The sequence below is a fragment of the Malikia granosa genome, assembly GCF_002980595.1.
In the GTDB taxonomy this organism is placed as follows: Bacteria; Pseudomonadota; Gammaproteobacteria; order Burkholderiales; family Burkholderiaceae_C; genus Malikia; species Malikia granosa.
The window spans coordinates 44,809-69,370 of record NZ_PVLQ01000039.1 but is presented as its reverse complement, the minus strand read 5'-3'; the positions used below and the strand labels follow the sequence as shown (position 1 = coordinate 69,370).

Genomic DNA, 24,562 nt, shown 5'->3' with positions numbered 1-24,562 from the left:
TTCGAATTTCTCTTTTGCCATGATGCAAATCCTTTAAAAGAACAATGCCCGTGTGGGGTTTAAGGTCTGCACCCCACTGCTGGCTCGCCCCGCACGGGAACAGGACGGCGTGAGGTCGCAGACCGGGAAAACTTGGAGACAGGGCAACTCGCCGACGCGGGTTGGACAGTCCCATCTAGTCAGTTGGGTACGGAGCACGCCGCTACGCGACGTGGTCCGCCCCAAACAGACTTATTTTGCCCGTGCGGCGATGATGGCTTCCTGCACGTTGCGCGGAGCTTCGGCGTAGTGCTTGAACTCCATCGTGTAGGTCGCACGGCCCTGGGTAGCGGAACGCAGGGTGGTCGAGTAGCCGAACATTTCCGACAGCGGGACTTCGGCCTTGATGGCCTTGCCGCCACCGACCATGTCGTCCATGCCCTGGACCATGCCGCGACGGCTGGACAGGTCGCCCATCACGTTGCCAGCGTACTCTTCCGGGGTCTCGACTTCAACCGCCATCATCGGCTCGAGGATGACCGGGTTGGCCTTGCGGCAGCCGTCCTTGAAGCCCATCGAAGCAGCCATCTTGAAGGCGTTTTCGTTCGAGTCCACGTCGTGGTAGGAACCGAAGGTCAGGGTGACCTTGACGTCGACGACCGGGAAGCCAGCCAGCACGCCGTTCGGCAGCGTGTCGATCAGGCCCTTTTCCACCGCCGGGATGAACTCGCGCGGCACCACGCCGCCCTTGATCTGGTCGACGAACTCGAAGCCCTTGCCCGGTTCCTGCGGCTCGATGGTGAGCACGACGTGACCGTACTGGCCCTTACCGCCGGACTGACGGACGAACTTGCCGTCGACGTCGGTGACCTTGGAGCGGATGGTTTCGCGGTAGGCCACTTGCGGCTTGCCGACGTTGGCTTCGACGCCGAATTCGCGCTTCATGCGGTCGACGATGATTTCCAGGTGCAGCTCGCCCATGCCGGCGATGATGGTCTGGCCCGATTCCTCGTCGGTGCGGACGCGGAAGGACGGATCTTCTGCCGCCAGACGGCTCAGAGCGATACCCATCTTTTCCTGGTCGGCCTTGGACTTGGGCTCGACGGCCTGGGCAATCACCGGCTCCGGGAACACCATCTTCTCGAGGGTGATGATGGCCGACGGGTCGCACAGGGTTTCACCGGTGGTGACTTCCTTCAGGCCGACGCAGGCAGCGATGTCGCCGGCGCGAATTTCTTCGACTTCCTGGCGGTTGTTGGCGTGCATCTGGACGATACGGCCGATACGCTCTTTCTTGCCCTTGATCGGGTTGTAGACCGAGTCGCCCTTCTTCAGGACGCCCGAGTACACGCGCACGAAGGTCAGCTGGCCGACGAAGGGGTCGGTCATCAGCTTAAACGCGAGAGCCGACAGCTTCTCTTCGTCGTCAGCCTTGCGGTTGATCGGCTGGTCTTCTTCGTCGGTGCCGGCGACCGGCGGGATTTCCACCGGCGAGGGCAGGAAGTCGATCACGGCGTCGAGCATGCGCTGGACACCCTTGTTCTTGAAGGCGGTGCCGCACAGCATCGGCTGAATCTCGGTCGCCAGGGTGCGGGCACGCAGGCCGGCCATGATCTCGGCTTCGGACAGGTCACCTTCTTCGAGGTACTTGTTCATCAGCTCTTCGTTGGCTTCGGCAGCCGACTCGACCATCTTCTCGCGCCATTCGTCGGCTTGAGCTTGCAGCTCGGCCGGGATGTCACGGTAGTCGAACTTCATGCCCTGGGAAGCTTCGTCCCAGTAGATCGCCTTCATCTTGATCAGGTCGACCACGCCCTGGAAGCTGTCTTCGGCGCCGATCGGGATCACGATCGCGACCGGGTTGGCCTTCAGGCGCAGGCGCATCTGGTCGTAGACCTTGAAGAAGTTGGCACCGGTACGGTCCATCTTGTTCACGAAGGCCAGACGCGGCACCTTGTACTTGTTGGCCTGGCGCCACACGGTTTCCGACTGCGGCTGCACGCCACCCACGGCGCAGTAGACCATGCAGGCACCGTCGAGCACGCGCATGGAACGCTCCACCTCGATGGTGAAGTCCACGTGGCCGGGGGTGTCGATGATGTTGAAGCGGTGCTCGGGGTAGGAGCCGTCCATGCCCTTCCAGAAGCAGGTGGTGGCGGCGGACGTGATCGTGATGCCGCGTTCCTGTTCCTGCTCCATCCAGTCCATGGTGGCAGCGCCGTCGTGCACTTCACCGATCTTGTGGCTCACGCCGGTATAGAACAGGATGCGTTCGGTGGTGGTGGTCTTGCCGGCGTCGATGTGGGCCGAGATACCGATGTTGCGGTAACGCGCGAGGGGCGTGGTACGTGCCATGAGATTACTCCGTTGATGTGGATAAGCCCGCCACCCCTTTTAGGGGATGCGCGGGCCTGTTTGCCTATGCTGAGACCAGCCCCGGCTTAGAAGCGGAAGTGGCTGAAGGCCTTGTTGGCTTCGGCCATGCGGTGGACTTCGTCACGGCGCTTCATCGCGCCGCCACGGCCTTCGTTGGCTTCCAGCAGTTCGTTGGCCAGGCGCAGGGCCATGGATTTCTCGCTGCGCTTACGGGCAGCTTCCTTCAGCCAGCGCATGGACAGGGCCAGGCGACGGACCGGACGCACTTCAACGGGCACCTGGTAGTTGGCACCACCGACGCGGCGGGACTTGACTTCCACCATCGGCTTGACGTTGTTGATGGCGGTGGTGAAGAGTTCCAGCGGATCCTTGCCGGTCTTCTTTTCCATCTGCTCGAGTGCACCGTAGATGATGCGCTCGGCAACCGCCTTCTTGCCGCCTTCCATGATCACGTTCATGAACTTGGAGAGCTCGACATTGCCGAACTTGGGATCCGGCAGAATTTCACGTTTAGGGACTTCGCGACGACGTGGCATTTTTTACCTCTGTTGCTTCAGTTGGCGTCTTTTCAAACACCGCGAGAGCCATTCAGGACTCCCACTTACTCGACCCACGCAGGACATGCGCTTGGGGTCACTTCGCTGATTCGCCGCGCCACGCGGGAAACAGCACCTTTGTTTGCTTACAGCAGAGCCGTTGGCTTACTTGGCCTTGGGCTTCTTCGCGCCGTACTTGGAGCGCGACTGCTTACGGTCCTTGACGCCTTGCAGGTCGAGGGAGCCGCGGACGATGTGGTAACGCACACCCGGCAAGTCCTTGACACGACCGCCGCGAACCAGCACGACGCTGTGTTCCTGCAGGTTGTGGCCTTCGCCGCCGATGTAGGAGATGACCTCGAAGCCGTTGGTCAGGCGAACCTTGGCGACCTTACGCAGAGCGGAGTTCGGCTTCTTCGGGGTCGTGGTGTACACACGGGTGCACACGCCACGACGCTGGGGGCAGTTTTCCATCGCGGGGGACTTGGATTTGGTCTTTTCGACCTCCCGCCCGTGACGGATGAGTTGGTTGATGGTTGGCATTGAAACGTCCCTAAACGTTTGAAATTAAACAAATCCCGACAAGGGGATCCCCTTCGGAATATTCCGAAAAGCTCATGATTGTAGTACGTGGGTGCAGAAAATGCAAACCCGCGGCACCCGGCCTCACTTGATCCAGAGCCGCAGCGAGTCCCAGGCCCGGCCGATCAGGCCCGACTCCTCGACCGTCTCGAGCACGACCAGGGGCTTGTCGATCACCACGGCGCCGGCGGCGTTGGTCACGCGCAGCGTGCCGAGGCTCTGGCCCTTCTGCAGCGGCGCGACCAGCGGATCGGGTCGCAGGATCTGGGTCTTGAGCTTGGCGCCCTCGCCGGCCGGCACGGTCACGACCACGCCTTCCGGACGGCCGAGCTTGACGACGGCGGACTGGCCCTTCCAGACCGCGGGCGTGGCGACCGGCTGGCCGGCCGGGAACAGGCGCACGGTATCGAAGGCGGTGTAGCCCCAGTTGAGCAGCTTCTGGCTCTCGGTGGCGCGCGCGTTCTCGCTCGAGGTACCCAGCATCACGCTGAGCAGGCGGCGCTGGCCGGCGACGCCGGTGCCAAGTGCCGGCACGTCGCGCTTGGCGGTGGCGACCAGGCAGTAGCCGGCGGCATCGGTGTGGCCGGTCTTGAGGCCGTCGACCGAGGGGTCGCGGAACAGCAGCAGGTTGCGGTTGCTGTCGTTGGCGGCCGGCGTGCCGGGGTAGCGGTAATGCTTGATCGCGTAGTAGCCGACATACTCGGGAAAGTCGCGCATCAGGCGGGTCGAGAGCACGCTGAGGTCGCGCGCAGTCGTGGTGTGGCCGGGCGCGGTCAGGCCCTCGGGGTTGCGATAGCCCGTGTTCTTCATGCCAAGCGCCTTGGCCTGCTGGTTCATCAGCTCGACGAAGCGCTCGACGCTGCCGCCCACGCCTTCGGCCAGTGCCACGGTGGCGTCGTTGCCCGACTGCACGATCATGCCCTTGAGCAGGTCCTCGACCCGGACCTGCATCTTGGGATCGATGAACATGCGCGAGCCCGGCATCTTCCAGGCGCGCTCGCTGACCGCGAAGGTCTGGTCGAGCGTGATCTTCTTCGCCTTCAGCGCATCGAACACCACATAGGCGGTCATGAGCTTGGTCAGCGAGGCCGGCTCGACCGGCATGTCGGCGTCCTTGGCCGCCAGGATCTGGTTCGAGGTGACGTCGAGCAGCAGGTAGGCGCGCGCAGCGATTTCGGGCGCCGCCGGGGCTTGCGCCTGCGCGCCAGGCGCATGGAGAAAGGCAACGGCCAACAGGCCGGCCGCCGACCAGCGGCGCAGGACGGAAGGAATGGATGACATCGGGAACTCTCGGTGGACGCCGGCGCCGCGAGCGGCTCCGGCACAGCAGGCCATCAGGCCTGCGACAGGTGACGCACGGCCAGGCCCTTGAGCAGGGTCAGTTGGCCGTGGAAGAAATGCTCGACGCCCGGGATCACGGTCACGGGCAGGAACTGCGGCCGGGCCCAGTCCAGCGCCGCCTGCAGCGGCACGGTGTCGTCCTGCTCGCCGTGCAGCACCAGGGTGCGCGGATGCAGCTCGACCGGCACCGGCGGCACCTGGAAGCGGCTGGCGGCGGTGCCGACCAGGATCAGCTTCTCGGGTTCGCGCCGGCCATGCAGCCGGGCCACGGCGCTGGCGGTGACGAAGCCGCCGAAGGAAAAGCCGGCCAGCGCCAGCGGGCCGGTCGGTGCCTGGGCCTCGATCACGGCCAGCAGGTCCTCGATCTCGCCGACGCCGTTGTCGTAGCTGCCTTCGCTCTTGCCGATGCCGCGGAAGTTGAAGCGCACGGCGGTCCAGCCGGCCTGGACGAAGGCGCGCGCCAGCGTGCCGACGACCTTGTTCTGCATCGTGCCACCGAACAGCGGGTGCGGGTGGGCGATCACGGCAGTGCCGCGCTGGACGGCATCGAGCGGCGGGCGGTCGATCGCGACTTCCAGCAGGCCGGCCGGGCCGGCCTGCTGCAGGTATTCGGTGCGGGAGTTCATGCTGCCCTTCAGCGACCGACCGTCGGCGGCGTCAGCAGGCGCTCGACCACCTGGCCGTCGCGCAGGTGGGATTCGACGATCTCGTCGATGTCGGCCTGGTCGAAGAAGCTGTACCAGACCGCTTCCGGATAGACGACGGCGATCGGGCCGCCGGCACAGCGGTCCAGGCAGCCGGCCTTGTTGACGCGGACCTTGCCCGGACCGGCCAGCCCGAGCTCCTTGACCCGGGCCTTGCAGTGGTCAAAGGCCTGCTGGGCACCGTGCGCGGCGCAGCAGTCCTGGCCGTTGTCGCGCTGGTTGAGGCAGAAGAAGATGTGCCGCTCGTAGTAGGAGTCGGGATTCCGGTTCGGTTCGCTCATGCCTGGGCATTGTAGTGGTGGGATGGCATGCACAGGGCCAGGCGCAGGCCAACCCCGAGCGCGGCGTAGGGCCAGAGCCAGCCCAGCCACTGGGACAGGCCATGGATGCGGGTGAACGGACCTTGCGACCAGGCCCCGAGCGAGACCGCGAAATAGGGACTCTCGGGCGCGCCATTGAGCAGGCCGAGCGCCAGGCCTAGCGCCAGCAGCAGCAGCACCGCGCTGGCACGGCGTGACAGCGGCAGGCCAGCCAGCGCGAGCGCGCTGGCCAGCCCGAGCCCGAGGCAGATCGGCGGCGTGAAGCCGTCCCAGGCGCGCGACGGGCCATAGGTCAGCGCCGCCGACAGCGCACCGACAGCCGGGGCGACCAGGCCCCAGGCCAGGATCAGCCACAGGCGCTGGCGCAGCAGGGGCAGCTGGGCGAAGCCCAGCAGCAAGGGCGCCCACAGGCTCAGCGCGACCGCCAGCGCCTGCACCAGGGGGCTCAGCGCGGGGGCATCGGCCTGGACCGGCAGCCATTGCTCGAACGGCGTGTCCTGCAGCCAGATCCCGAGTGCGGACAGGGCGCGCTCCCAGACCTGGCCCAGGCCGTAGGGCAAGGGCGTCGGATAGAGCAGCGCCAGCGGCCAGAGCAGCAGCAGCACATAGCCGGCGGGCGGTTCGTGGCTGAGCCAGTCGGCGCGAAAGCGGTTCCAGCGCGCGATCAGGCGCCAGCGCAGGAACAGCAGCGCCAGCAGCGCGCCGATGACGCCGCCGGCAGCATTGAGCAGCAGGTCGAGCCGCGAGGGCACGCGCTGCGGCAGATAGCTCTGCAGCCCCTCGAGCAGCAGCGACAGCAGGGCCGGTCCGAGCAGGCCGAACAGCCAGGCCCAGCGGGTGCGGCCGCTGCGCGCCAGCGCGAGCACGAACAGGAAGCCCAGCGGCAGGTAGCCGAGCAGGTTGAGCCCGACATCGAAGCCGGTCCAATAGGGCGACCAGGGGGCCGAGAGATAGGCCCAGGGCAGCATGTCCTGCGAACGCCAGCCGCTGAAGGGATAGAGGCTGGCGTGAACGATCAGGACCAGCCAGCACAGGGCCAGCGGCGCGGCGATGGTGCGGCGGGAAGCCGGCATGGACTGGCCCGGTGTGACGGCCTCAGAAGGGCTTGACGACCACCAGCAGCACGATGACCAGCATCATGAGCACCGGCACTTCGTTGAACCAGCGGAACCAGACATGGCTGCGGCGGTTGCTGCCCTGCTCGAAGCCCTTGAGGATGCGCAGGCAGGCATGGTGGTAGCCCAGCAGCAACACCACCAGCAGCAGCTTGGCATGCATCCAGCCCCCCTTGAAGCCGTAGCCCAGCCAGAGCCAGAGTCCGAGCACCAGCGCCGGCACGGCCAGGATGGTCATGAAGCGCGCGAGCTTGCGCGCCATCAGCAACAGGCGATCGCGCTCGGCCTGGCTGCCGGGCTCGACCTGCGCGAGGTTGACGAAGATGCGCGGCAGATAGAACAGGCCGGCAAACCAGCTGGCCACGAAAACGATGTGTAAAGACTTGATCCAGAGCATGTTTGTCAGTGTAGCGAATGCCACCTATCATCGCTGCAAGGGGGGCAGTCCATGAGCAGCACAACGCCTGTCAGCTTGCATGCCGGCCAGGCATGGAAATGCATCACGGCGCCGAGCAGCGCCTGGGGTGCCTCGCCTTTCTGGGACCCGCAGCAGGAGCGGCTGTACTGGGTCGACAGCGTCCAGGAAAGGATCTGGCGCCTGCACCTGCCCAGCGGCCGCAGCGATCTCTGGCAGCTGACGCAGGCTCCCGGCAGCCTGGCGCCCTGCCGCAGCGGCGCCCTGCTGATGGCAATGCGCAACGGCATCCTGCTGTCGGCCAGCTGGCAGGATGTGCCGCAGCAGATCGCGGTCGCGCCCTACGACCCGGTGCGCCAGCGCTTCCATGGCGGTCAGTGCGATCCCTGGGGCCGGTTCTGGGTCGGCACCCGCGCCGAGTCCGGCGAGCAGGCGATCGGCGGGCTGTACTGCCTGCGCCGGCGCGACCGGCCCCATCCCGAGCTGCTGCAGGTCGCCAGCGGGGTCGTCGAGTCCTGCGGCCTGGCCTGGTCGCCCGATGGCCGCCGGCTCTACTGGGGCGACGGCCAGCGCGGCTGGATCGACACCCATGCGCTCCCGAGCGCCGGCCAGTACCCGCCGGTGCTGGCGAACGCCCAGCCCTTCTGGCGTCGGCAGGCAGCAGAGCCGGCTGATGGGGCAACCCTGCGGCCCCAGGGCGCGGCGGTGGATCGGCTCGGCCGCTACTGGGTCGCGCTGCTCGACGGCGGCTGCCTGCTGTGCCTGGATCCGCAAGGGCAGCTGCTGGCCCGCATCCCGACCCCGGTGCAGCGCCCGACCGGGCTGTGCTTCGGTGGCACGGACCTGCGCACCCTGTTCCTGACCACGGCGCGCAGCGGGCTCGATGCGCAGGCGCTCAAGCGCCATCCGGACAGCGGCGCGGTATTCGCGCTGCGGGTCGAGGTGCCGGGCCTGCCGGTCAACCGCTACGAGGACTGAAGGCTCAGCCGTGCAGGTCGTCGCGGCGCGCGATTTCGAGCAGGCGCTGCAGCTCGTGCGGATGCTCGCGCTGGTTGCGGGCATGCCAGCGCTGGATCAGCCACATCGCCGCCGCGACCACCAGGCCGAAGGCGGTGATGGCACCGAAGGCCGACAGGCCGACGCTGGTCGAATAGCTGTAGAGCCCGCCCAGCACCAGGATGCAGGCCTGCTCGTTGAAGTTCTGCACCGCGATCGAGCGGCCGGCACCCATCAGGTTGTGGCCGCGGTGCTGCAGCAGCGCGTTCATCGGCACCACCAGGAAGCCGCCCAAGGCGCCGAGCAGGATCAGGAACGGGGCTGCCACCCAGACATTGTCGATCACGTTCATCAGCACCACCAGCAGGCCCATGCCTATGCCCAGCGGCATGACGCGGGTGGCCTGGTCCAGCCGCATGCGCATCGAGGCCGCGACGGCGCCGATCGCGGTGCCGATCGCGACCACGCCGACCAGGCTGGAGGCCTGGGTGGTGCCATAGCCCAGCGCAGCGGCGGCCCAGGCCAGCACGATGTAGCGCAGGTTGCCGCTGACGCCCCAGAACAGGGTGGTGGTCGCGAGCGAGATCTGTCCCAGGCGGTCGCTCCAGAGCCGGTTGTTGCAGGTCCAGAAGTCGGGCAGCAGCGCGAGCGGGTTGCTCGGCATGTGGCGCGGCGCGACACCGGTCAGCGGGATGCGGGTGTTGAACCAGGCCGCCAGCGCATAGACCAGCACCAGGCAGCCGATCGCGGCCTCGGCCGGCGTGTCCAGGCCGGTGTCGACCAGGGGCAGGTCGAAGCCCAGCAGCCAGCCCGAGACGGCGGGGCCGACCATCTGGCCGCCGAGCACGACGCCGAGGATGATGGAGGCGATCGTCAGGCCCTCGATCCAGCCATTGGCCTTGACCAGCTGCGAAGGCGGCAGCAGCTCGGTCAGAATGCCGTACTTGGCGGGCGAATAGGAGGCTGCGCCCAGGCCGACGATCGAGAACGCCAGCAGGGGATGCATGGGCGTGAGCATCAGCAGGCAGCCCACCACCTTGATCGCGTTGCTGATGAACATGACCCGGCCCTTGGGCTTGGCGTCGGCAAAGGCGCCGACGAAGGGCGCGAGCACGACATAGAACAGCGCGAACATCGGCACCAGCGCCGTGCGCTGCCATTCGGGGGCGTGGCTGCTGCGCAGCAGCTCGACGGCGACGACGAACAGGGCATTGTCGGCCAGCGAGCTGAAGAACTGCGCCGTCATGATGGTGTAGAAGCCGCGCTTCATGGGTGTCTGTTCTGGGGGGCTGGAGGTTCGGGTCGCAGGGTCTTGCCGGGGCGGATCAAGGGCTGGCCGGGGATTCGTTCCACGGGTGCCGGGTTTATAGCATGTCACGGCTCAGGCACCGGGCAGCCCGGCGTGACCGCTTCATTGCTAACATGATGGCCATGCCGCGCCCGATACTTGCCACCGTCCATCTTGGCGCCCTGCGCCACAACCTCGATCGCCTGCAGCGTGCTGCGCCCGACTCCCGGCTCTGGGCCGTGGTCAAGGCCAACGCCTACGGCCATGGCCTGGAACGGGTCTTTCCCGCGCTGCGCGCGGCCGACGGCTTCGCGCTGCTCGACCTGGCCGAGGCCGAGCGGCTGCGCGCGCTCGACTGGCGCGGACCCATCCTGCTGCTCGAGGGCTGCTTCGAGGCACGCGACCTCGAGCTCTGCTCGCGCCTGAACCTGTGGCATGTGGTGCACTGCGAGGAGCAGATCGACTGGCTGGCCGCGCACAAGACGCACCAGCCGCACCGCGTCTTCCTCAAGATGAATTCGGGCATGAACCGGCTCGGCTTCCGGCCGGCCGCCCTGCGCGCGGCCTGGGCTCGGCTCAACGCCCTGCCCCAGGTCGAAGAGATCTCGCTGATCACGCATTTCAGCGATGCCGACAGCCCGCGCTTCGGCGCCGACGGCATCGCGCACCAGCTCGAGGCCTTCGCCGCCGCCACGCGCGACCTGCCGGGCGAGCGCAGCCTGTGCAACAGTGCCGCCACGCTGCGCCATGCCGGGCGCGCCCTGGGATCGGGCCAGCTGGCGGCCGACTGGGTGCGCGGCGGCATCGCGCTCTACGGCAGCGCCCCGGACCATCCCGAGCATCGCAGCGCCGACTGGGAGCTGCAGCCGGCCATGACGCTGGCAAGCCGACTGATCGCAGTACAGCAGGTCGAGGCCGGCGAATCGGTCGGCTATGGCTCGACCTTCGTCGCGCCGGCGGCGATGCGCATCGGCATCGTGGCCTGCGGCTATGCCGACGGCTATCCGCGCCACGCCGGCAGCGGCACGCCGGTGCTGGTCAGGGGGATGCGCAGCCGGCTGGTCGGCCGGGTCAGCATGGACATGCTGGCGGTGGAGCTGGGACCGGCGGAGGCCGATGGCCCACCCTGCCGGATCGGGGACGAGGTGGTGCTGTGGGGCCGCAGCCAGCATGGCAGCCTGCTGCCGGTGGACGAGGTGGCGCAGGCCGCCGGGACGATTGCCTACGAGTTGCTGTGCGCGGTGGCGGCCCGGGTGCCATTCGCGATCGATGAGGCCGAAGCGGCTGCTGGCTTGGCCTGAGCCGGCCCGCACGCGCAACGGCTGGCGGCGGGCTCGGGCCTGTTCGGGTAAGTCCCTATGCCCCGGCCAGATGCCTTTCCCTACAATGAGCTCACTCGCCGACCTGGACAGTCCAACTGCCGGTCGCAAGCGAGAGGACCGAGGAGACAATACAAGTCCAACAACATCAGATCCAGCGTCCAGAGAGATGCGATTGCTTGAAGCCGATGCATGATCCATGCATCGGCTTTTTTATTACCCGTGACCCGTCCGGCCCGGCAGCTCGAGGCAGAGTCCGGGCTGGAATCCCTGCTGTTCGTTCTTGCCCGCATAGCCCAGCGGATTGGCGACCACGCGGCAGCGGCCGACGCGGTAGTCGTGCGCGCAGTGCAGGTGGCCATGCAGCCAGAGGTCGGCCCGCTCGAGCCAGCCGTCGAGCGCGTTGCAGAAACCCGCCGTGCCCGGGGTCAGGCCATAGCGCGGGTCGGCGCTGCGCAGGCTGGGGGCGAAATGCGTGACCACCACGGTCGGCCCGTCATGCGGCCAGGCCAGGGCCTGGTCGAGCCAGTGCTGGCACAGCAGCGCCTGCTCGCGCATGGCGGCGGCGTCGAACAGCGCGCCGGCGCGCCGGGTGGCCATCTTCTCGAGGTAGAAATTGGCGGCCCGGAACGCCTTGCCGCGCTGCTGCAGCGCGCGCGCCGGCTCGGCGCGCAGCGCAAGCGCGTCGTAGTCGGACCAGAGCGTGGTGCCGACGAAGCGCACCCCCTGGTGCAGCCACTGCTCGCGCTCGAGCCAGATGATGCCGAGCCGGTCGCAGGTCGCGCGCAGTTCGGCATGGGCCTGGTCGAAGTCGAGCGCGTCGTACTCGTGGTTGCCCGGCACGAACAGCACCGGCACCGGCCAGCCCGCATACTGCGGCAGCGGCGAGAAGCGCCGCAGACCCCAGTCCGGCTCGGCCATGGCACCGGCAGAGCGGGCCTGGTAGGAACCGATGTCGCCGGCCAGCACCAGCAGGTCGGTGCCCGGGGCCGGCAGGACCTGGCAGCCGGGATTGGCCTCGAGGTGGAGGTCGCTCAGGAGCTGCAGCCTCATGGGGTCATTCCCTGGCCGACGGCACGGAACACCGCCTCGCGCAGCCAGCGGTGCGAGCTCTGGCTCTGCTGCTGGCGGCGCCAGATCGCGTCGACATGGACATGGGGCAGGTCGAGCGGCAGCTCGCAGTGGGTCAGCTCGGCCTCCATGCCGGTGGCGCCGAGGAAATGCAGCGGCAGCACCGTCAGCAGGTCGGAGGTCGAGACCACGCGGCCGGCGGTGAAGAACTGGTTGACCGTCAGCACGACGCGCCGGCCCAGGCCCTGCGCCGCCAGCGCCTCGTCGACGAAGCCGAACGGCCGGCCGGAAAAGCTCACCAGCAGGTGGCGCGCGGCGCAGAAGTCGGCCAGGGTCAGCGGCCGGCCGGCCAGCGGATGGCCGCGCCGCATCACGACCACGTAGCGGCCCTCGTACAGGCGCTGGTGCAGGAAGCGAGTCGCGCTCTCCTGCAGGTGGCTGGCCGTCAGCTCGGTCAGCACGCCGGGAAAATAGCCGACCGCGAGATCGACCTCGCCCTGCTCGAGCAGCGGGCGCGGGTCGCGCGTGGTCAGCGGCAGCACGCGCAGCGTGACCCCGGGCGCCTCCTGCGCCAGGATCTCGACCAGGCCGGGCGCGAGCTTGGTGGCGGTCGAGTCGGCCATCGCGAGCACGAAATGGTTCTGTGCCTGCGCCGGATCGAAGGCGCCCGGCGCGAGCGAGTCGCGCAGCTGGCGCAGCGCGTCGCGCACCGTGGGCCAGAGCGTGAGCGCCAGCGGCGTGGGCTCGACGCCGTAGCCCGCGCGCCGTACCAGGTCGTCGCCGAGCAGCTCGCGCAGGCGGCGCAGCGCATTGCTGACGGCGGGCTGGGTGGTCGCGAGATTGTGCGCGGCGCGGGTCAGGTTGCGCTCCGACATCACCTCGTCGAAGACACGCAACAGGTTGAGGTCCAGGGTGCGGAAGTTCAGCTCATTCATATGTAGCGTGAATATATTGCATTACAAAAATAAATTGGCAAGCTATGCGGGTTTACCCTAAGATCACGCCATTGATTGTTGCAGCGCAACACACACCGTATCGAAGAGGAAAAGAATCATGAACATCACCGCCACCCTGTCCCAGCGCAGCTACCAGCCCTCGAGCAAGCCCGAGAACGCCCGCGGCCTGGCCGCCCTGCTGCTGGCCGCATCCGTGGCCGCACTGGCCGTGGTGGCCGACCAGCTGATCGAGACCTGGCTCGACGACCACCTGTTCCTGGCCTGGGTCGCCCTGTGGGCCGTGGTCTTTGCCGGCAGCCTGCTGCTGACCGGCACCGTGCGCCGCATGAGCGCCCGCGCGGTCGCCCGTCTCGACCAGTGGGCCGCCCGCCGCGCCCAGGCGCGTGCCGCCGCTCGCCTGCTGGCGATCGAGAAGCGTGCCGCGCCGAGCCAAGTCCCGGCCTCGATCGCGCAGCGCCTGGCCAAGGCATCGACCGCCTTCGACAGCCAGCTGTTCTACATCTGATCCGCGACCGGGCCGCGTGGCCCGGCCAGGCGTGAATTGCAAAGCCGCTCGGATGAGCGGCTTTTTTTCGTCCTTGCGGCGCGGGCGACCAGCTCAGGGCTGGGTCAACAGGCCGCGGCGCTCGATGAAGCCCACCACGTCGGCCAGGCCGTCGAGGGTCTTGAGGTTGGTCATGAACCAGGGCCGGCGCTCTTGGTCGGGCCGCATGCGCGCGGTGTCGCGCTTCATGACCTCGAGGTCGGCGCCGACATGGGGTGCGAGGTCGGTCTTGTTGATCACGAACAGGTCGCTCTTGGTGATGCCGGGACCGCCCTTGCGCGGGATCTTCTCGCCGGCGGCGACATCGATCACGTAGATCGTCAGGTCGGACAGCTCGGGGCTGAAGGTAGCGGCCAGGTTGTCGCCGCCCGACTCGATGAAGACGATGTCGGCATCGGGGAACTGCTCGAGCATGCGGTCGATCGCCTCGAGGTTGATCGAGGCGTCCTCGCGGATCGCGGTGTGCGGGCAGCCGCCGGTCTCGACGCCCATGATGCGCTCGGCCGGCAGCGCGCCGCTGAGCGTGAGCAGGCGCTGGTCTTCCTTGGTGTAGATGTCGTTGGTGATGGCGATCAGGTCGTAGCGCGCGCGCATCGCCTTGCAGAGCATCTCGAGCAGGGTGGTCTTGCCGGAGCCGACCGGGCCGCCGATGCCGACGCGCAGCGGGGGCAGGATCTTGGTACGGCCGGGAATCTGGTGCAGTTGGGGAGCGTTCATGAGCGGAACAGGCGGGAATACTGGGTTTCGTGGCGCGCCGACAGGATGGCGAGCATGGGGCTGAAGGCCTGGCGCTCGTCCTCGCGCTGGCGCAGCGCGCGGCTGATGGCGGCGGGGATTTCGGCGCAGAGCCGCTGCAGGATGCGCTGGCCGGCGCCCTGGCCGAGCGGCACGGCCTTGATCGCGGCCTGCACCATGTTCTCGGCCCAGCCGAAGGCGTAGGCATAGAGGCCATGGGCGGGCGGCTGGCTGGCCGGCAACTGGACCGCCAGCGCCAGCGCGTAGGCCAGCGGGTAGGTCGGGGCCTGCAGCGCCGGCGGCAGCGGCTCGAGCGAGAAGTCGGGCCGTTGCAGCGACTTGAGCCATTCGAGCAGCGAGCGCCCCATCTGCTCGCTTTGCAGGCGCAGCTCGGCAGTCTCGCGCGTGCTGCGCACCCATTGGTCGAGCCGCAGCAGCGTCGGCCAGTCCTGCTGGCGCCAGGCCTCGACCGCCTGCGCGACCAGGCCGAGTTCGGCGCGCGCCAGGCCGAGCTGGAGCTGGTCGGCCAGCCAGTCGGCGGCGCTGGCCTCGTCGCGCACCCGGCCAGTCTCGACCGCGGCCTCCAGGCCTTCGGAATAGGAAAAGCCGCCGACCGGCAGCGCCGGCGAGGCCAGCCACATCAGCGGCAGCAGGGCATCGGCCAGGGCGGGAGCGGCAGCCTCCTCACCGGCCAGGGGCACTGCGGGTCTGTCCAGCGGTAGTTTCATTTCAGTGCCCATGGCTGTCATGGGAATGGCCATGCGCCCCGTGATGCTCATGCGAATGCCCCATGGTGGCGTGCTCGCCGTAGGCGCCGGCCTCGGGCTCGAAAGCCTCGCAGGCCTCGGTCACGATCAGGTGCATCTGGCGCAGCATGTCGGCCAGCACATGGTCGGGTTCGATCTTGAGGTGGTCGGGCTGGAGCTCGATCGGCACATGGCGGTTGCCCAGGTGGTAGGCGGCGCGCAGCAGGTCGAACGGGCTGCCATGCTCGGGGCAATGGGTGATGCGCAGCAGCGGCTGGGGCGCGGCGAGCACGCGCAGCAAGCTGCCGTCGAGCGTGACCAGCATGTCGCCGCCGCGCAGCAGCGTGCCGCGCGGCAGGAAGACGCCGACGCGCCGGCCCTCGCTGTCCTCGCAGTCGAAGCGGCTTTTCTGGCGCAGGTCCCAGTCCAGCGTCAGCGTCGGGGCGCGCTTGAGCAGCACGGGTGCCAGGCCGGCGCCCTGGGGAATGCGTCTGGAGGCGTGCAGCATGATCAGAACAGGAAGTAGCGTTGTGCCATCGGCAGGCTGTGGGCCGGCTCGCAGGTCAGCAGCTGGCCGTCGGCGCGCACGGCATAGGTCTGGGCGTCGATTTCCATGCGCGGCGCGTAGTCGTTGAGCTTCATCGCGGCCTTGTTGGCGCTGCGGCAGCCGCGCACCGCGACCAGGCGTTTCTGCAGCCCGAAGCGCGCGCCGATGCCGGCATCGAGCCCGGCCTGGGAGACGAAGGTCAGCGAGCTGCGCGTCAGCGCGCCGCCATAGGCGCCGAACATCGGCCGGTAATGCACCGGCTGCGGCGTCGGGATCGACGCGTTCGGGTCGCCCATCTGCGCGGCGGCGATCATGCCGCCCTTCAATATCAGTGCCGGCTTGACGCCGAAGAAGGCCGGCTTCCACAGCACCAGGTCGGCCCATTTGCCGACCTCGACCGAGCCGATCTCGTGCGCAATGCCATGCGCGAGCGCCGGGTTGATGGTGTACTTGGCGATGTAGCGCTTGACGCGGAAGTTGTCGTTGCGGCTGTCGCGCTCGACCGGCTCGCCGCGGCCCTCTGACGGCGACAGCCAGCCGCGCTGCTGCTTCATCTTGTGCGCGGTCTGCCAGGTGCGGGTGATGACCTCGCCGACCCGGCCCATGGCCTGGCTGTCGCTGCTCATGATGCTGATCGCGCCGAGGTCGTGCAGGATGTCCTCGGCCGCGATGGTCTCGCGCCGGATCCGGCTCTCGGCGAAAGCCAGGTCCTCGGGGATGGCCGGGTCGAGGTGGTGGCAGACCATCAGCATGTCGACATGCTCGTCGAGCGTGTTGACGGTGTAGGGCCGGGTCGGGTTGGTCGATGACGGCAGCACATTGGCCTCGCCCACCACCTTCAGGATGTCGGGCGCATGACCGCCGCCGGCGCCCTCGCAGTGGAAGGTGTGGATGGTGCGGCCCTTGAAGGCGGCCAGCGTGTCCTCGACGAAGCCGGACTCGTTGAGCGTGTCGGTGTGGATCGCGACCTGGGTGTCGGTTTCTTCCGCCACGTTGAGGCAGTTGTCGATCGCCGCCGGCGTCGTGCCCCAGTCCTCGTGCAGTTTCAGGCCGATCGCGCCGGCCTCGATCTGCTCGAGCAGGCCCTGCGGCTGGCTGGCGTTGCCCTTGCCGAGGAAGCCGATGTTCATCGGGAAGGCTTCGGCCGCCTGCAGCATGCGCTCCATGTACCAGGGCCCGCTGGTGCAGGTGGTGGCGTTGGTGCCGGTCGCCGGGCCGGTGCCGCCGCCGGTCATGGTGGTGATGCCGGAATGGAGCGCTTCCTCGATCTGCTGCGGGCAGATGAAGTGGATATGGCTGTCGTGGCCGCCGGCGGTGACGATCAGGCCCTCGCCGGCCAGCACCTCGGTGCCGGGGCCGATGATGATGTCGACGCCAGGCTGGATGTCGGGGTTGCCGGCCTTGCCGATGGCGCAGATGCGGCCGTCGAGCACGCCGATGTCGGCCTTGACTATGCCCCAGTGGTCGACGATCAGCGCATTGGTGATGACCAGGTCGACCGCGCCCTGGGCCCGGCTGCGCTGGCCCTGGCCCATGCCGTCGCGTATCGTCTTGCCGCCGCCGAACTTGACTTCCTCGCCATAGCCGAGCGGACGGCCCTGGGCGTCACGCAGGCCGCCGCCAGCGGCCAGAGTGTAGTCGCGCTCGACCTCGATCAGCAGGTCGGTGTCGGCCAGGCGCACGCGGTCGCCCACGGTGGGGCCGAACATGTCGGCGTAGGCGCGGCGGGAAATGCTTGCCATGGATGTCCTTGTTCTCTCTGGGTGCAGGCGGGTACCGGTGGGCGCTGCGGCGTGATCAGGCGGGATCGAGTGCGCCGTTGACCAGGCCGCGGAAGCCGGTCGCGAGGCGATCACCCGCATAGTCGACCAGCTCGACCGTGCGCTGCTGGCCGGGCTCGAAGCGCACCGCGGTGCCTGACGCGATGTTGAGCCGCATGCCGTGCGCGGCCGCGCGGTCGAAGTCGAGCGCGCCGTTGGTCTCGGCGAAGTGGTAGTGCGAGCCGACCTGGATCGGGCGGTCGGCGGTATTGCGGACCACCAGCGTCAGCGTGCGGCGGCCGGGATTGAGCAGCAGCTCGCCGTCTTCGAGCAGGTATTCGCCCGGGATCATGGCGCGACTCACTTGCGCCGCGACCAGAGCGAGGCAGCCAGCGCGACCACGAGCAAGGCGACGAAGCCGAGCGCGTCGGTCGCATGCCAGTGCGCGCCGAACAGGCCATGGCCGTCATGGGCCAGCACGGCGGTCGGAGCGGCGATGGCGACGGCGGCCATCAGGGGGGTCAGCAGTGAGGTCATGGTGACTGGCTCGCGGTGAATGAGTTGAATCAGGCGATGGGTTGATGCACGGTCACCAGCTTGGTGCCGTCGGGAAACGTGGCTTCGATCTGGATGTCGGGGATCAGCTCGGGGATGCCGTCCATCACGTCGGCACGGGTCAGGATCTCGCGGCCGGCGCTCATGAGTTCGGCCACGCTCCTGCCGTCGCGGGCGCCCTCCATCACGGCGGCGCTGATCAGCGCGACCGCCTCGGGGTAGTTCAGCTTCAGGCCGCGCGCGCGCCGGCGCTCGGCCAGCAGGGCAGCGGTGAAGATCAGCAGCTTGTCTTTTTCGCGCGGGGTCAGGTCCATGGCTACCCATCTGCAAGAGCCGTGCCCGCCGCGCCGCCTGCTGGCCGCGCGGTGGCACGAAAGCTGCACGACGGCCGGGGTGAACCGCCCCCCGACCACGCCTGCGCCGAGCCAGGCCACCGCCCCGCAACGCATCGTCAAGCTCAGGCGCGACTACAACCGCTGGGTCGCCAGCGAGACACTGGAGGACTACGCGCTGCGCTACACGCCACAGCGCTCGCGCATCGGCTCGGAATGGCGGGTCGCCAACACCGCCTTCAGCGTCGCCTCCTTCCTGGTGCTGGAGGCGGTCGGCGCCACGCTGCTGATCCAGTACGGCTTCGTCAACGCGCTCTGGGCCATCCTGAGCGCCGGGTTGCTGATCTTCCTGGCCGGACTGCCGATCAGCGTCTACGCGGCGCGCCACGGCGTCGACATGGACCTGCTGACACGCGGCGCCGGCTTCGGCTACATCGGCTCGACGCTGACCTCGCTGCTCTACGCGTCGTTCACCTTCATCTTCTTCGCGCTCGAGGCGGCCGTGATGGCCTACGCGCTCGAGCTCGCGTTCGGCATCCCGCCGGCCTGGGGCTATCTGGTCTGCGCGCTGGCGGTGATCCCCTTCGTGCTGCATGGCATTGCCGCGATCAGCCGCTTCCAGGTCTGGACCCAGGCGCTCTGGCTGCTGCTGATGCTGCTGCCCTATGGCGCGGTCTGGATGCTCGAACCTGGTGCATGGGAGGGCCTGGCGCACTATGCCGGGGAATCAGGCCAGGGACGCAGCTTCGACTGGCACCTGTTTGGTGCCGGACTGACCGTGGGCGTGGCGCTGATCACGCAGATGGGCGAGCAGGCCGACTACCTGCGCTTCATGCCGGAACCGCAACCGGGCCATCGCCTGCGCTGGTGGCTGGCGGTGCTGACCGGCGGACCGGGCTGGGTGCTGCCGGGCGTGCTCAAGATGCTGGGCGGGGCGGTGCTGGCCTGGCTGGCACTGTCGAACATGGTGTCGGCCGAGCGCGCGGTCGATCCGAACCAGATGTACCTGACGGCCTGGGAGACGCTGCTGCCCTATCGCTGGGCGGTCTGGGCCACCGCGCTGTTCGTCGTGCTGTCGCAGCTCAAGATCAACCTCACCAACGCCTATGCCGGCTCGCTGGCCTGGAGCAACTTCTTCTCGCGCCTGACGCACAGCCATCCGGGCCGGGTGGTCTGGGTGCTGTTCAATGCCGCGATCGCGCTGATGCTGATGGAGATGGACCTGTTCCAGGCGCTGGGCGACGTGCTCGGACTGTATGCCAACCTGGCCATCGCCTGGATCATGACGGTGGTGGCCGACCTCGTGATCAACAAGCCGCTGGGCTGGTCGCCACCCGGCATCGAGTTCCGGCGCGCCTACCTGTACGACATCAACCCGGTCGGGGTCGGCGCGATGCTGCTGGCCTCCGTCCTGTCGATCAGCGCCCACCTGGGCCTGTTCGGCCCGACCGCCCAGGCCTTCTCGGCCCTGGTCGCCATGGCGACCGCGCTGATCGCCTCGCCGCTGATCGCCTGGGCCACGCGGGGCCGCTACTACCTGGCGCGCGCACCCGAGACCGACGCCGGCCAGCCAGAGGCAGGTGCGGACGCGACGGGCTGCGGCAGCGGCTGTACCGGATCGGGCTGCGGCGGGGCTGGGGCTGGTAGCGGGCCAGCGGGTCAGGCGGTGCCCAGGCTGGTGCACTGCGTGGTCTGCGAGCGCGAGTACGAGGCACCCGACAGTGCCTACTGCCCGGCCTACCAGGGCCGGATCTGCTCGCTGTGCTGCACGCTGGACGCGCGCTGCGGCGACCGCTGCAAGCCGCACGCCAGCCTGGCCGTGCAATGGACCGGGGCGCTGCGCTGGCTGACGCCGCGCCGCTGCTGGCCGCACCTGGATGGCGGACTGGCGCATTACCTGCTGCTGATGCTGGTGATCGCGCTGCTGCTGGCCGGCCTGCTGGGCCTGCTCTACCGGCAGGAATGGAGCGGCCTGGCCGAGCTGCCGGCGACGCCCGATTCGCTCGACGCGCTGCAGCAGTCGCTGCGCGCCAGCTATGGCAAGGTCTACGCCGCGCTGCTGCTGGCGTTCGCGATCGTGGCCTGGTGGCTGGTGCTGACGCACAGGAGCCGCGCCGTCGCCCAGGAAGAGTCGAACCGCCAGACCAGCCTGCTGCTGCGCGAGATCGAGTTGCACCACCACACCGACTTGCAGCTGCAGCAGGCGCGCCAGGTCGCCGAGGCGGCGCGGGCCCAGGCCGACCAGGCCAACCAGGCCAAGACGCGCTACATCAGCAACATCAGCCACGAGTTGCGCACGCCGCTCAACAGCATCCTGGGCTATGCGCAGCTGCTGCAGCAGGACGGCGAACTGGGCCAGCAGCGCGCGCACGCGATCCGCGTCATCCTGCGCGGCGGCGAGCACCTGCTGTCGCTGATCGAGGGCACGCTAGACATCGCGCGCATCGAATCCGGCAAGCTCGCGCTGCAGCAGGGCCCGGTCGACCTGCGCGCGCTGCTGCAGGAGGTGGCGCAGATGTTCGAGCTGCAGGCCGCGGCCAAGGGCCTGCGCTTCGGCTTCGACGGCCCCGAGCACTGGCCGGCCGCGGTGCGCAGCGACGAGCAGCGGCTGCGCCAGATCCTGATCAACCTGCTGGGCAACGCGGTCAAGTTCACGAGCCGGGGCGAGGTCCGGCTGACGCTGCGCTACGCGCGCCAGATGGCGACCTTCGAGATCGTCGATACCGGCCCCGGCATCGCGCCGGACGAGCTGGCGCGGGTGTTCGAGCCCTTCGCGCGCGCGGCCAGCGCAGCGGGCGCCAGCGCGCCCGGCTCGGGCCTGGGCCTGACCATTGCCCGCATGCTGGCCGAGCTGATGGGCGGCGAGCTCAGCGCGCAGAGCGAGGTCGGCCGCGGCACCACCTTCAGGCTGCGCCTGTTCCTGCCCGAGCTACACGCCCGGCCGGCCGGCGCCCTGCGGGTCAGCGGCCCGGCGCGGACGCTGGCCGCCGACGCCACCGGCTACGCCGGAGCGCGCCGGCAGCTGCTGGTGGTCGACAACGAGGAGGCCGACCGCCAGCTGCTGGCGCGCTGGCTCGAGCCGCTGGGCTTCGCGGTCAGCCTGGCGACCCAGGGCGAGGACGCGCTGGCCCAGCTGCAGGCGGGCCTGCGGCCGGATGCCATCTTCATGGACCTGGCGATGCCGGGCATGGACGGCTGGGAGGCGCTGCGCCGCATCCGCGCGCTCGACCTGCAGCCGGCGCCGGCACTGGCGATCGTCTCGGCCAATGCCTTCGACCGCGGGCTGGACAACGACATCGGCCTGCCGCCGGAGGATTTCCTGGTCAAGCCGGTGCGGCGACTGGACCTGCTCGACTGGCTGCAGCGCCGGCTGGCCCTGCAATGGCAGCGCAAGGCCGAGGCAGGCAAGGACGCCGATCCGGCCGCGCCCCCGGGGCCGGCTGCCGCCAGTCCGGCCCTGCTGGCAACCCCGGCCGGCGCCGGCCTGCCCGCCGAGGCCACCGACAGCCTGCTCGAGCTGGCGCGGCTGGGCTACTACCGCGGCTTCGTCCAGCGCGCCAGCGCGCTGCAGGCCAGCCATCCCGACTGCGCGGACTGGCTGGCGCAGCTGCAGGTACTGGCGCGCGAATTCCGCTTCGAGACCCTGATCGCCGCGCTGCAAGCGCAGCCGGCCGGAGAACCGCCATGCACCCCAACGCCCTGAACCCCGAGCCGGACGACGCCGTCGTACTGCTGGTCGACGACATGCCAGACAACATCGCGCCACTGCACGACGCGCTCGATGCCGCCGGCTACACGGTGCTGGTCGCGCTCGACGGCCAGTCCGCGCTCGCGCGCGCTGCCCAGGCCCGGCCCGACGTGATCCTGCTCGATGCGCTGATGCCCGGACTCGACGGCTTCGAGGTCGCGCAGCGGCTCAAGGCCGACCCGGAGCTGGCCCATATCCCGATCCTGTTCATGACCGGACTGACCGAGACCGAGCACCTGGTCAAGGCATTGGCCGCTGGCGGGGTCGACTACGTGACCAAGCCGGTCAAGCCGCTGGAAGTCATGGCGCGCATGGGGGTGCATCTGCGCGCGGCGCGCCAGGCCCGGCAGGGCGCGCTGGAACGCCAGCAGGCGCGCAACGCGCTCGACGCCTTCGGCTACGCGACCCTCACGGTGCGCGCGCGCGACGGCCGGCTGATGTGGCAGACCCCGCTGGCGCGCGAGTTGCTGCGGCGCCATTGCGGCACCGAGTCGCCGGTCACGCCCGAGCCGGTGCTGCAATGGCTGCGCCGCCACCTGCCCGAGGCCAGGAAGCAGATCGAACCGCCGCGCCTGCACCTGGACCAGGACGGCAGCCGGCTGACCTTCCGGCTGCACCGCCGCCTCGACGAGGAAGAATGCTCGGACGACAGCCCGGATGGCGAATGGCTGATCGTGATGGAGGAAAGCTCGGACGGCCAGGCGGTCGAGGCACTGGCCAGCGCCTTCGGACTGACCGCGCGCGAGGCCGAGGTGCTGTACTGGGTCGCGCAGGGCAAGATCAACCGCGACATCGCCGACATCCTGGGCGCCAGCCCGGCGACGGTCAAGAAGCACCTCGAGCGCATCCATGCCAAGCTCGGGGTCGAGACCCGGACCGCCGCCGCCGCGATGGCGGTGAACCGGGTGCGGGCGCTGCAGCGGCCAGGCTGAACGCCAACCGGACTCAGGCCGCCCGGCTCAGCGCTCGCTGCGTGCCGCGAGGTAGATGCCCACCAGCAGCAGCCCGAAGCCGACCGCCTGCAGCGGCGCCAGGGTTTCGCCGAAGAACAGGTAGGCCATCAGTGCGCAGCCGACCGGCTCGCCCAGCGTCACCACGGCGACGAAGGCCGGCGAGACATGCTTGAGCGCCCAGTTGTAGCTGGTATGGCCGACCAGTTGCGGCCCGAGCGCCATGCCGATCAGCGCCAGCCAGCCCAGCGAGCTGAAATCCAGTACCGGCTGGTCCAGCGCGGCCGTGGCGCCGAACAGGAACAGCGCGGCAATGCCGTAGGCCAGCCAGATGTAGAGCGTCAAGCTCAGGCTGGCGCGCAGGCGGCGGCCGATCATCAGGTAGGCCGAGAAGCACCAGGAGCCGACGATGGCCAGGCCGTTGCCGAGCATCGGATTGGCGCCGCTGCCCGCCTGCTGGCTGTCCGAGACGAAAATCAGCAGCGAGCCCAGCAGCGACAAGGCAATGCCGGCCAGCAGGAAGCGGTTCGGCACCTCGCGGAACAGCAGGAACGAGGCAATGCCGATCCAGAGCGGATTGGTCGTCACCAGCGAGGCCGACGAGGCCACCGAGGTGTATTCGAGCGAGCTGATCCAGGTGCCGAAATGCGCGGCCAGGCACAGGCCGGCCGCCAGCGCCAGCCCGAGCTGGCGCCTGGTGAGCAGCGGGCCCGCGCCCTGGCGCCGCAAGGCGCCGGCGCGGCCGAGCCAGGGCAGCAGCACCAGCGGCGTGACCAGCAGCGCGGCCAGTCCGAGCCGCCAGGCGGCCACGGCCAGCGACGGGATCTGCGCCGCCTGGGCGTAGCGGGCCAGGATGGCGCCGAAGGAAATCGCCAGCAGCCCGACGCCCAGCACGACGAAGGGCAGACCGCGCGGCACCGGACGGTCGGCCGAACTCAATGCCCGGCCTCCAGATAGGCGGCGCGCACCTCGGAGCTGGCCAGCAGCTCGGCGCCGCTGCCCGACAGCACCACCTCGCCGTGCTGCAGCACATAGCCGCGATGGGCCACGCGCAGCGCATGGTGCGCGTTCTGCTCGACCAGCAGGATGGTCATGCCGTAATCGCGGTTGAGCTCGCGGATGATCTCGAACACGCGCCGGATGTAGATCGGTGCCAGGCCGAGCGAGGGCTCGTCGAGCATCAGCAGCTTGGGCCGGCCCATCAGCGCGCGCGCGATCGCCAGCATCTGCTGCTCGCCGCCCGACAGGGTACCGGCACGCTGCTGCAGGCGCTGCTGCAGGATCGGGAACATCGCGAACATGCGCTGGATGTCGGCCTCGAAGTTGGCCGGATCGGCGAAGGTGGCGCCGATCTGGATGTTCTCGAGCACCGTCATGCGCGGGAAGATCCGGCGCCCCTCGGGCACCAGCGCGATGCCACGCCGGCTGACCTCGTGCGGACTCAGCCGCGTGATGTCCTCGCCCTCGAACACGATCCGGCCGGCGCTGGCACGCGGCGCACCGAACAGCGTCATCATCAGCGTCGACTTGCCGGCGCCGTTGGCCCCGATCAGGGTCACGACCTCGCCGGTCGCCACCTCGAGGTCCAGGCCCTTCAAGGCATGGATATGGCCGTAATGGGTATGCACCCCCGACAGTTTCAACAAG

General features: G+C 68.9%; 25 protein-coding genes. 5 read left to right on the top strand and 20 right to left on the bottom strand.

Annotated elements, in window-relative coordinates:
* Positions 1-231: 231 nt before the first annotated feature.
* From fusA to C6P64_RS11620, 8 genes are all read right to left on the bottom strand, one after another.
* The gene (gene fusA / locus C6P64_RS11655; protein ID WP_105748734.1) at positions 232-2,334 is read right to left on the bottom strand and encodes an elongation factor G; all 2,103 of its coding nucleotides are present in this window, start codon (positions 2,332-2,334) and stop codon (positions 232-234) included.
* 86 nt (positions 2,335-2,420) lie between these two features.
* Entirely contained in the window at positions 2,421-2,891 is a 471-nt protein-coding gene (gene rpsG, locus C6P64_RS11650; RefSeq protein ID WP_105728161.1) for a 30S ribosomal protein S7, read from the bottom strand.
* Between the two features lie 165 nt (positions 2,892-3,056).
* Positions 3,057-3,434 (bottom strand): 30S ribosomal protein S12, encoded by a 378-nt coding sequence (rpsL, locus tag C6P64_RS11645; RefSeq protein WP_105728160.1) that lies wholly within the window; start codon positions 3,432-3,434, stop codon positions 3,057-3,059.
* 123 nt (positions 3,435-3,557) lie between these two features.
* On the bottom strand, positions 3,558-4,754 hold the full coding sequence (locus C6P64_RS11640) for a D-alanyl-D-alanine carboxypeptidase family protein (RefSeq protein ID WP_105748741.1): 1,197 nt from the start codon (positions 4,752-4,754) through the stop codon (positions 3,558-3,560).
* A 53-nt stretch (positions 4,755-4,807) separates the two neighbouring features.
* Positions 4,808-5,440: an alpha/beta hydrolase gene (locus C6P64_RS11635; RefSeq protein WP_105748733.1), complete on the bottom strand. Its 633-nt coding sequence runs from the start codon at positions 5,438-5,440 to the stop codon at positions 4,808-4,810.
* A gap of 8 nt (positions 5,441-5,448) precedes the next feature.
* Positions 5,449-5,799, bottom strand: coding sequence for a (2Fe-2S) ferredoxin domain-containing protein (locus C6P64_RS11630; RefSeq protein ID WP_105748732.1), 351 nt, complete (start codon positions 5,797-5,799; stop codon positions 5,449-5,451).
* The gene (locus tag C6P64_RS11625) at positions 5,796-6,911 is read right to left on the bottom strand and encodes a VanZ family protein (RefSeq protein ID WP_105748731.1); all 1,116 of its coding nucleotides are present in this window, start codon (positions 6,909-6,911) and stop codon (positions 5,796-5,798) included. Before C6P64_RS11625 ends, C6P64_RS11630 begins: the two co-directional genes overlap by 4 nt.
* Before the next feature lie 22 nt (positions 6,912-6,933).
* Complete coding sequence (locus tag C6P64_RS11620; RefSeq protein ID WP_105748730.1) at positions 6,934-7,350, bottom strand: CopD family protein; 417 nt, start codon at positions 7,348-7,350, stop codon at positions 6,934-6,936.
* Positions 7,351-7,401: 51 nt separating this feature from the next.
* Here C6P64_RS11620 and C6P64_RS11615 point away from each other — a divergent pair, with 51 nt between their 5' ends.
* A complete protein-coding gene (locus C6P64_RS11615; RefSeq protein WP_105748729.1) occupies positions 7,402-8,346 on the top strand; it encodes an SMP-30/gluconolactonase/LRE family protein in 945 nt (314 codons plus the stop codon).
* 4 nt (positions 8,347-8,350) lie between these two features.
* Here C6P64_RS11615 and lplT read toward each other — a convergent pair whose 3' ends face one another.
* Positions 8,351-9,634 carry a lysophospholipid transporter LplT gene (gene lplT, locus C6P64_RS11610; RefSeq protein ID WP_105748728.1) on the bottom strand — a complete coding sequence of 428 codons (1,284 nt, stop codon included), beginning with the start codon at positions 9,632-9,634 and terminating at the stop codon, positions 8,351-8,353.
* Positions 9,635-9,795: 161 nt separating this feature from the next.
* On the opposite strand from lplT, the gene alr reads away from it, so the two are divergent.
* Positions 9,796-10,953, top strand: coding sequence for an alanine racemase (gene alr / locus C6P64_RS11605; protein WP_105748740.1), 1,158 nt, complete (start codon positions 9,796-9,798; stop codon positions 10,951-10,953).
* 234 nt (positions 10,954-11,187) lie between these two features.
* Here the strand turns inward: alr and C6P64_RS11600 are convergent, their stop codons facing one another.
* The gene (locus tag C6P64_RS11600) at positions 11,188-12,024 is read right to left on the bottom strand and encodes a metallophosphoesterase (RefSeq protein ID WP_105748727.1); all 837 of its coding nucleotides are present in this window, start codon (positions 12,022-12,024) and stop codon (positions 11,188-11,190) included.
* The gene (locus C6P64_RS11595) at positions 12,021-12,977 is read right to left on the bottom strand and encodes a LysR family transcriptional regulator (RefSeq protein ID WP_105748726.1); all 957 of its coding nucleotides are present in this window, start codon (positions 12,975-12,977) and stop codon (positions 12,021-12,023) included. The genes C6P64_RS11600 and C6P64_RS11595 overlap by 4 nt, the downstream gene beginning before the upstream one ends.
* A 118-nt stretch (positions 12,978-13,095) precedes the next feature.
* Between C6P64_RS11595 and C6P64_RS11590 the strand changes: the two genes are divergently transcribed.
* Positions 13,096-13,503, top strand: coding sequence for a hypothetical protein (locus tag C6P64_RS11590; protein ID WP_105748725.1), 408 nt, complete (start codon positions 13,096-13,098; stop codon positions 13,501-13,503).
* A 93-nt stretch (positions 13,504-13,596) separates the two neighbouring features.
* Here C6P64_RS11590 and ureG read toward each other — a convergent pair whose 3' ends face one another.
* The 7 genes from ureG to C6P64_RS11560 are packed head-to-tail and all read right to left on the bottom strand — an operon-like array spanning position 13,597 to position 18,199.
* Positions 13,597-14,259, bottom strand: a complete 663-nt coding sequence (ureG, locus tag C6P64_RS11585) for an urease accessory protein UreG (RefSeq protein WP_105748724.1) — start codon at positions 14,257-14,259, stop codon at positions 13,597-13,599.
* On the bottom strand, positions 14,256-15,005 hold the full coding sequence (locus C6P64_RS11580; RefSeq protein WP_105748723.1) for an urease accessory protein UreF: 750 nt from the start codon (positions 15,003-15,005) through the stop codon (positions 14,256-14,258). Before C6P64_RS11580 ends, ureG begins: the two co-directional genes overlap by 4 nt.
* A 1-nt stretch (position 15,006) precedes the next feature.
* Positions 15,007-15,531, bottom strand: coding sequence for an urease accessory protein UreE (ureE, locus tag C6P64_RS11575; RefSeq protein WP_105748722.1), 525 nt, complete (start codon positions 15,529-15,531; stop codon positions 15,007-15,009).
* Between the two features lie 2 nt (positions 15,532-15,533).
* Complete coding sequence (ureC, locus tag C6P64_RS11570) at positions 15,534-17,312, bottom strand: urease subunit alpha (protein WP_105748721.1); 1,779 nt, start codon at positions 17,310-17,312, stop codon at positions 15,534-15,536.
* A 55-nt stretch (positions 17,313-17,367) separates the two neighbouring features.
* A complete protein-coding gene (locus tag C6P64_RS11565; RefSeq protein WP_105748720.1) occupies positions 17,368-17,682 on the bottom strand; it encodes an urease subunit beta in 315 nt (104 codons plus the stop codon).
* 8 nt (positions 17,683-17,690) lie between these two features.
* On the bottom strand, positions 17,691-17,867 hold the full coding sequence (locus C6P64_RS18200) for a hypothetical protein (protein WP_170073089.1): 177 nt from the start codon (positions 17,865-17,867) through the stop codon (positions 17,691-17,693).
* Positions 17,868-17,896: 29 nt separating this feature from the next.
* Positions 17,897-18,199, bottom strand: a complete 303-nt coding sequence (locus tag C6P64_RS11560) for an urease subunit gamma (RefSeq protein WP_105748719.1) — start codon at positions 18,197-18,199, stop codon at positions 17,897-17,899.
* Between C6P64_RS11560 and C6P64_RS11555 the strand changes: the two genes are divergently transcribed.
* A complete protein-coding gene (locus C6P64_RS11555) occupies positions 18,198-21,920 on the top strand; it encodes a hybrid sensor histidine kinase/response regulator (RefSeq protein WP_105748718.1) in 3,723 nt (1,240 codons plus the stop codon). The genes C6P64_RS11560 and C6P64_RS11555 overlap by 2 nt on opposite strands.
* The gene (locus C6P64_RS11550) at positions 21,902-22,897 is read left to right on the top strand and encodes a response regulator transcription factor (RefSeq protein ID WP_105748717.1); all 996 of its coding nucleotides are present in this window, start codon (positions 21,902-21,904) and stop codon (positions 22,895-22,897) included. Before C6P64_RS11555 ends, C6P64_RS11550 begins: the two co-directional genes overlap by 19 nt.
* Positions 22,898-22,924: 27 nt before the next feature.
* Here the strand turns inward: C6P64_RS11550 and C6P64_RS11545 are convergent, their stop codons facing one another.
* Entirely contained in the window at positions 22,925-23,854 is a 930-nt protein-coding gene (locus C6P64_RS11545; protein WP_105748716.1) for a DMT family transporter, read from the bottom strand.
* Positions 23,851-24,561 carry an ABC transporter ATP-binding protein gene (locus C6P64_RS11540; RefSeq protein WP_105748715.1) on the bottom strand — a complete coding sequence of 237 codons (711 nt, stop codon included), beginning with the start codon at positions 24,559-24,561 and terminating at the stop codon, positions 23,851-23,853. The genes C6P64_RS11545 and C6P64_RS11540 overlap by 4 nt, the downstream gene beginning before the upstream one ends.
* Position 24,562: the final 1 nt, after the last annotated feature.

Excerpts from the sequence above, each read along its gene's own strand:
- fusA (WP_105748734.1), bottom strand. The coding sequence starts at position 2,334 with ATGGCACGTACCACGCCCCTCGCGCGTTACCGCAACATCGGTATCTCG.
- rpsG (WP_105728161.1), bottom strand. The coding sequence starts at position 2,891 with ATGCCACGTCGTCGCGAAGTCCCTAAACGTGAAATTCTGCCGGATCCC.
- rpsL (WP_105728160.1), bottom strand. The coding sequence starts at position 3,434 with ATGCCAACCATCAACCAACTCATCCGTCACGGGCGGGAGGTCGAAAAG.
- C6P64_RS11640 (WP_105748741.1), bottom strand. The coding sequence starts at position 4,754 with ATGTCATCCATTCCTTCCGTCCTGCGCCGCTGGTCGGCGGCCGGCCTG.
- C6P64_RS11635 (WP_105748733.1), bottom strand. The coding sequence starts at position 5,440 with ATGAACTCCCGCACCGAATACCTGCAGCAGGCCGGCCCGGCCGGCCTG.
- C6P64_RS11630 (WP_105748732.1), bottom strand. The coding sequence starts at position 5,799 with ATGAGCGAACCGAACCGGAATCCCGACTCCTACTACGAGCGGCACATC.
- C6P64_RS11625 (WP_105748731.1), bottom strand. The coding sequence starts at position 6,911 with ATGCCGGCTTCCCGCCGCACCATCGCCGCGCCGCTGGCCCTGTGCTGG.
- C6P64_RS11620 (WP_105748730.1), bottom strand. The coding sequence starts at position 7,350 with ATGCTCTGGATCAAGTCTTTACACATCGTTTTCGTGGCCAGCTGGTTT.
- C6P64_RS11615 (WP_105748729.1), top strand. The coding sequence starts at position 7,402 with ATGAGCAGCACAACGCCTGTCAGCTTGCATGCCGGCCAGGCATGGAAA.
- lplT (WP_105748728.1), bottom strand. The coding sequence starts at position 9,634 with ATGAAGCGCGGCTTCTACACCATCATGACGGCGCAGTTCTTCAGCTCG.
- alr (WP_105748740.1), top strand. The coding sequence starts at position 9,796 with ATGCCGCGCCCGATACTTGCCACCGTCCATCTTGGCGCCCTGCGCCAC.
- C6P64_RS11600 (WP_105748727.1), bottom strand. The coding sequence starts at position 12,024 with ATGAGGCTGCAGCTCCTGAGCGACCTCCACCTCGAGGCCAATCCCGGC.
- C6P64_RS11595 (WP_105748726.1), bottom strand. The coding sequence starts at position 12,977 with ATGAATGAGCTGAACTTCCGCACCCTGGACCTCAACCTGTTGCGTGTC.
- C6P64_RS11590 (WP_105748725.1), top strand. The coding sequence starts at position 13,096 with ATGAACATCACCGCCACCCTGTCCCAGCGCAGCTACCAGCCCTCGAGC.
- ureG (WP_105748724.1), bottom strand. The coding sequence starts at position 14,259 with ATGAACGCTCCCCAACTGCACCAGATTCCCGGCCGTACCAAGATCCTG.
- C6P64_RS11580 (WP_105748723.1), bottom strand. The coding sequence starts at position 15,005 with ATGAAACTACCGCTGGACAGACCCGCAGTGCCCCTGGCCGGTGAGGAG.
- ureE (WP_105748722.1), bottom strand. The coding sequence starts at position 15,531 with ATGCTGCACGCCTCCAGACGCATTCCCCAGGGCGCCGGCCTGGCACCC.
- ureC (WP_105748721.1), bottom strand. The coding sequence starts at position 17,312 with ATGGCAAGCATTTCCCGCCGCGCCTACGCCGACATGTTCGGCCCCACC.
- C6P64_RS11565 (WP_105748720.1), bottom strand. The coding sequence starts at position 17,682 with ATGATCCCGGGCGAATACCTGCTCGAAGACGGCGAGCTGCTGCTCAAT.
- C6P64_RS18200 (WP_170073089.1), bottom strand. The coding sequence starts at position 17,867 with ATGACCTCACTGCTGACCCCCCTGATGGCCGCCGTCGCCATCGCCGCT.
- C6P64_RS11555 (WP_105748718.1), top strand. The coding sequence starts at position 18,198 with ATGGCTACCCATCTGCAAGAGCCGTGCCCGCCGCGCCGCCTGCTGGCC.
- C6P64_RS11560 (WP_105748719.1), bottom strand. The coding sequence starts at position 18,199 with ATGGACCTGACCCCGCGCGAAAAAGACAAGCTGCTGATCTTCACCGCT.
- C6P64_RS11550 (WP_105748717.1), top strand. The coding sequence starts at position 21,902 with ATGCACCCCAACGCCCTGAACCCCGAGCCGGACGACGCCGTCGTACTG.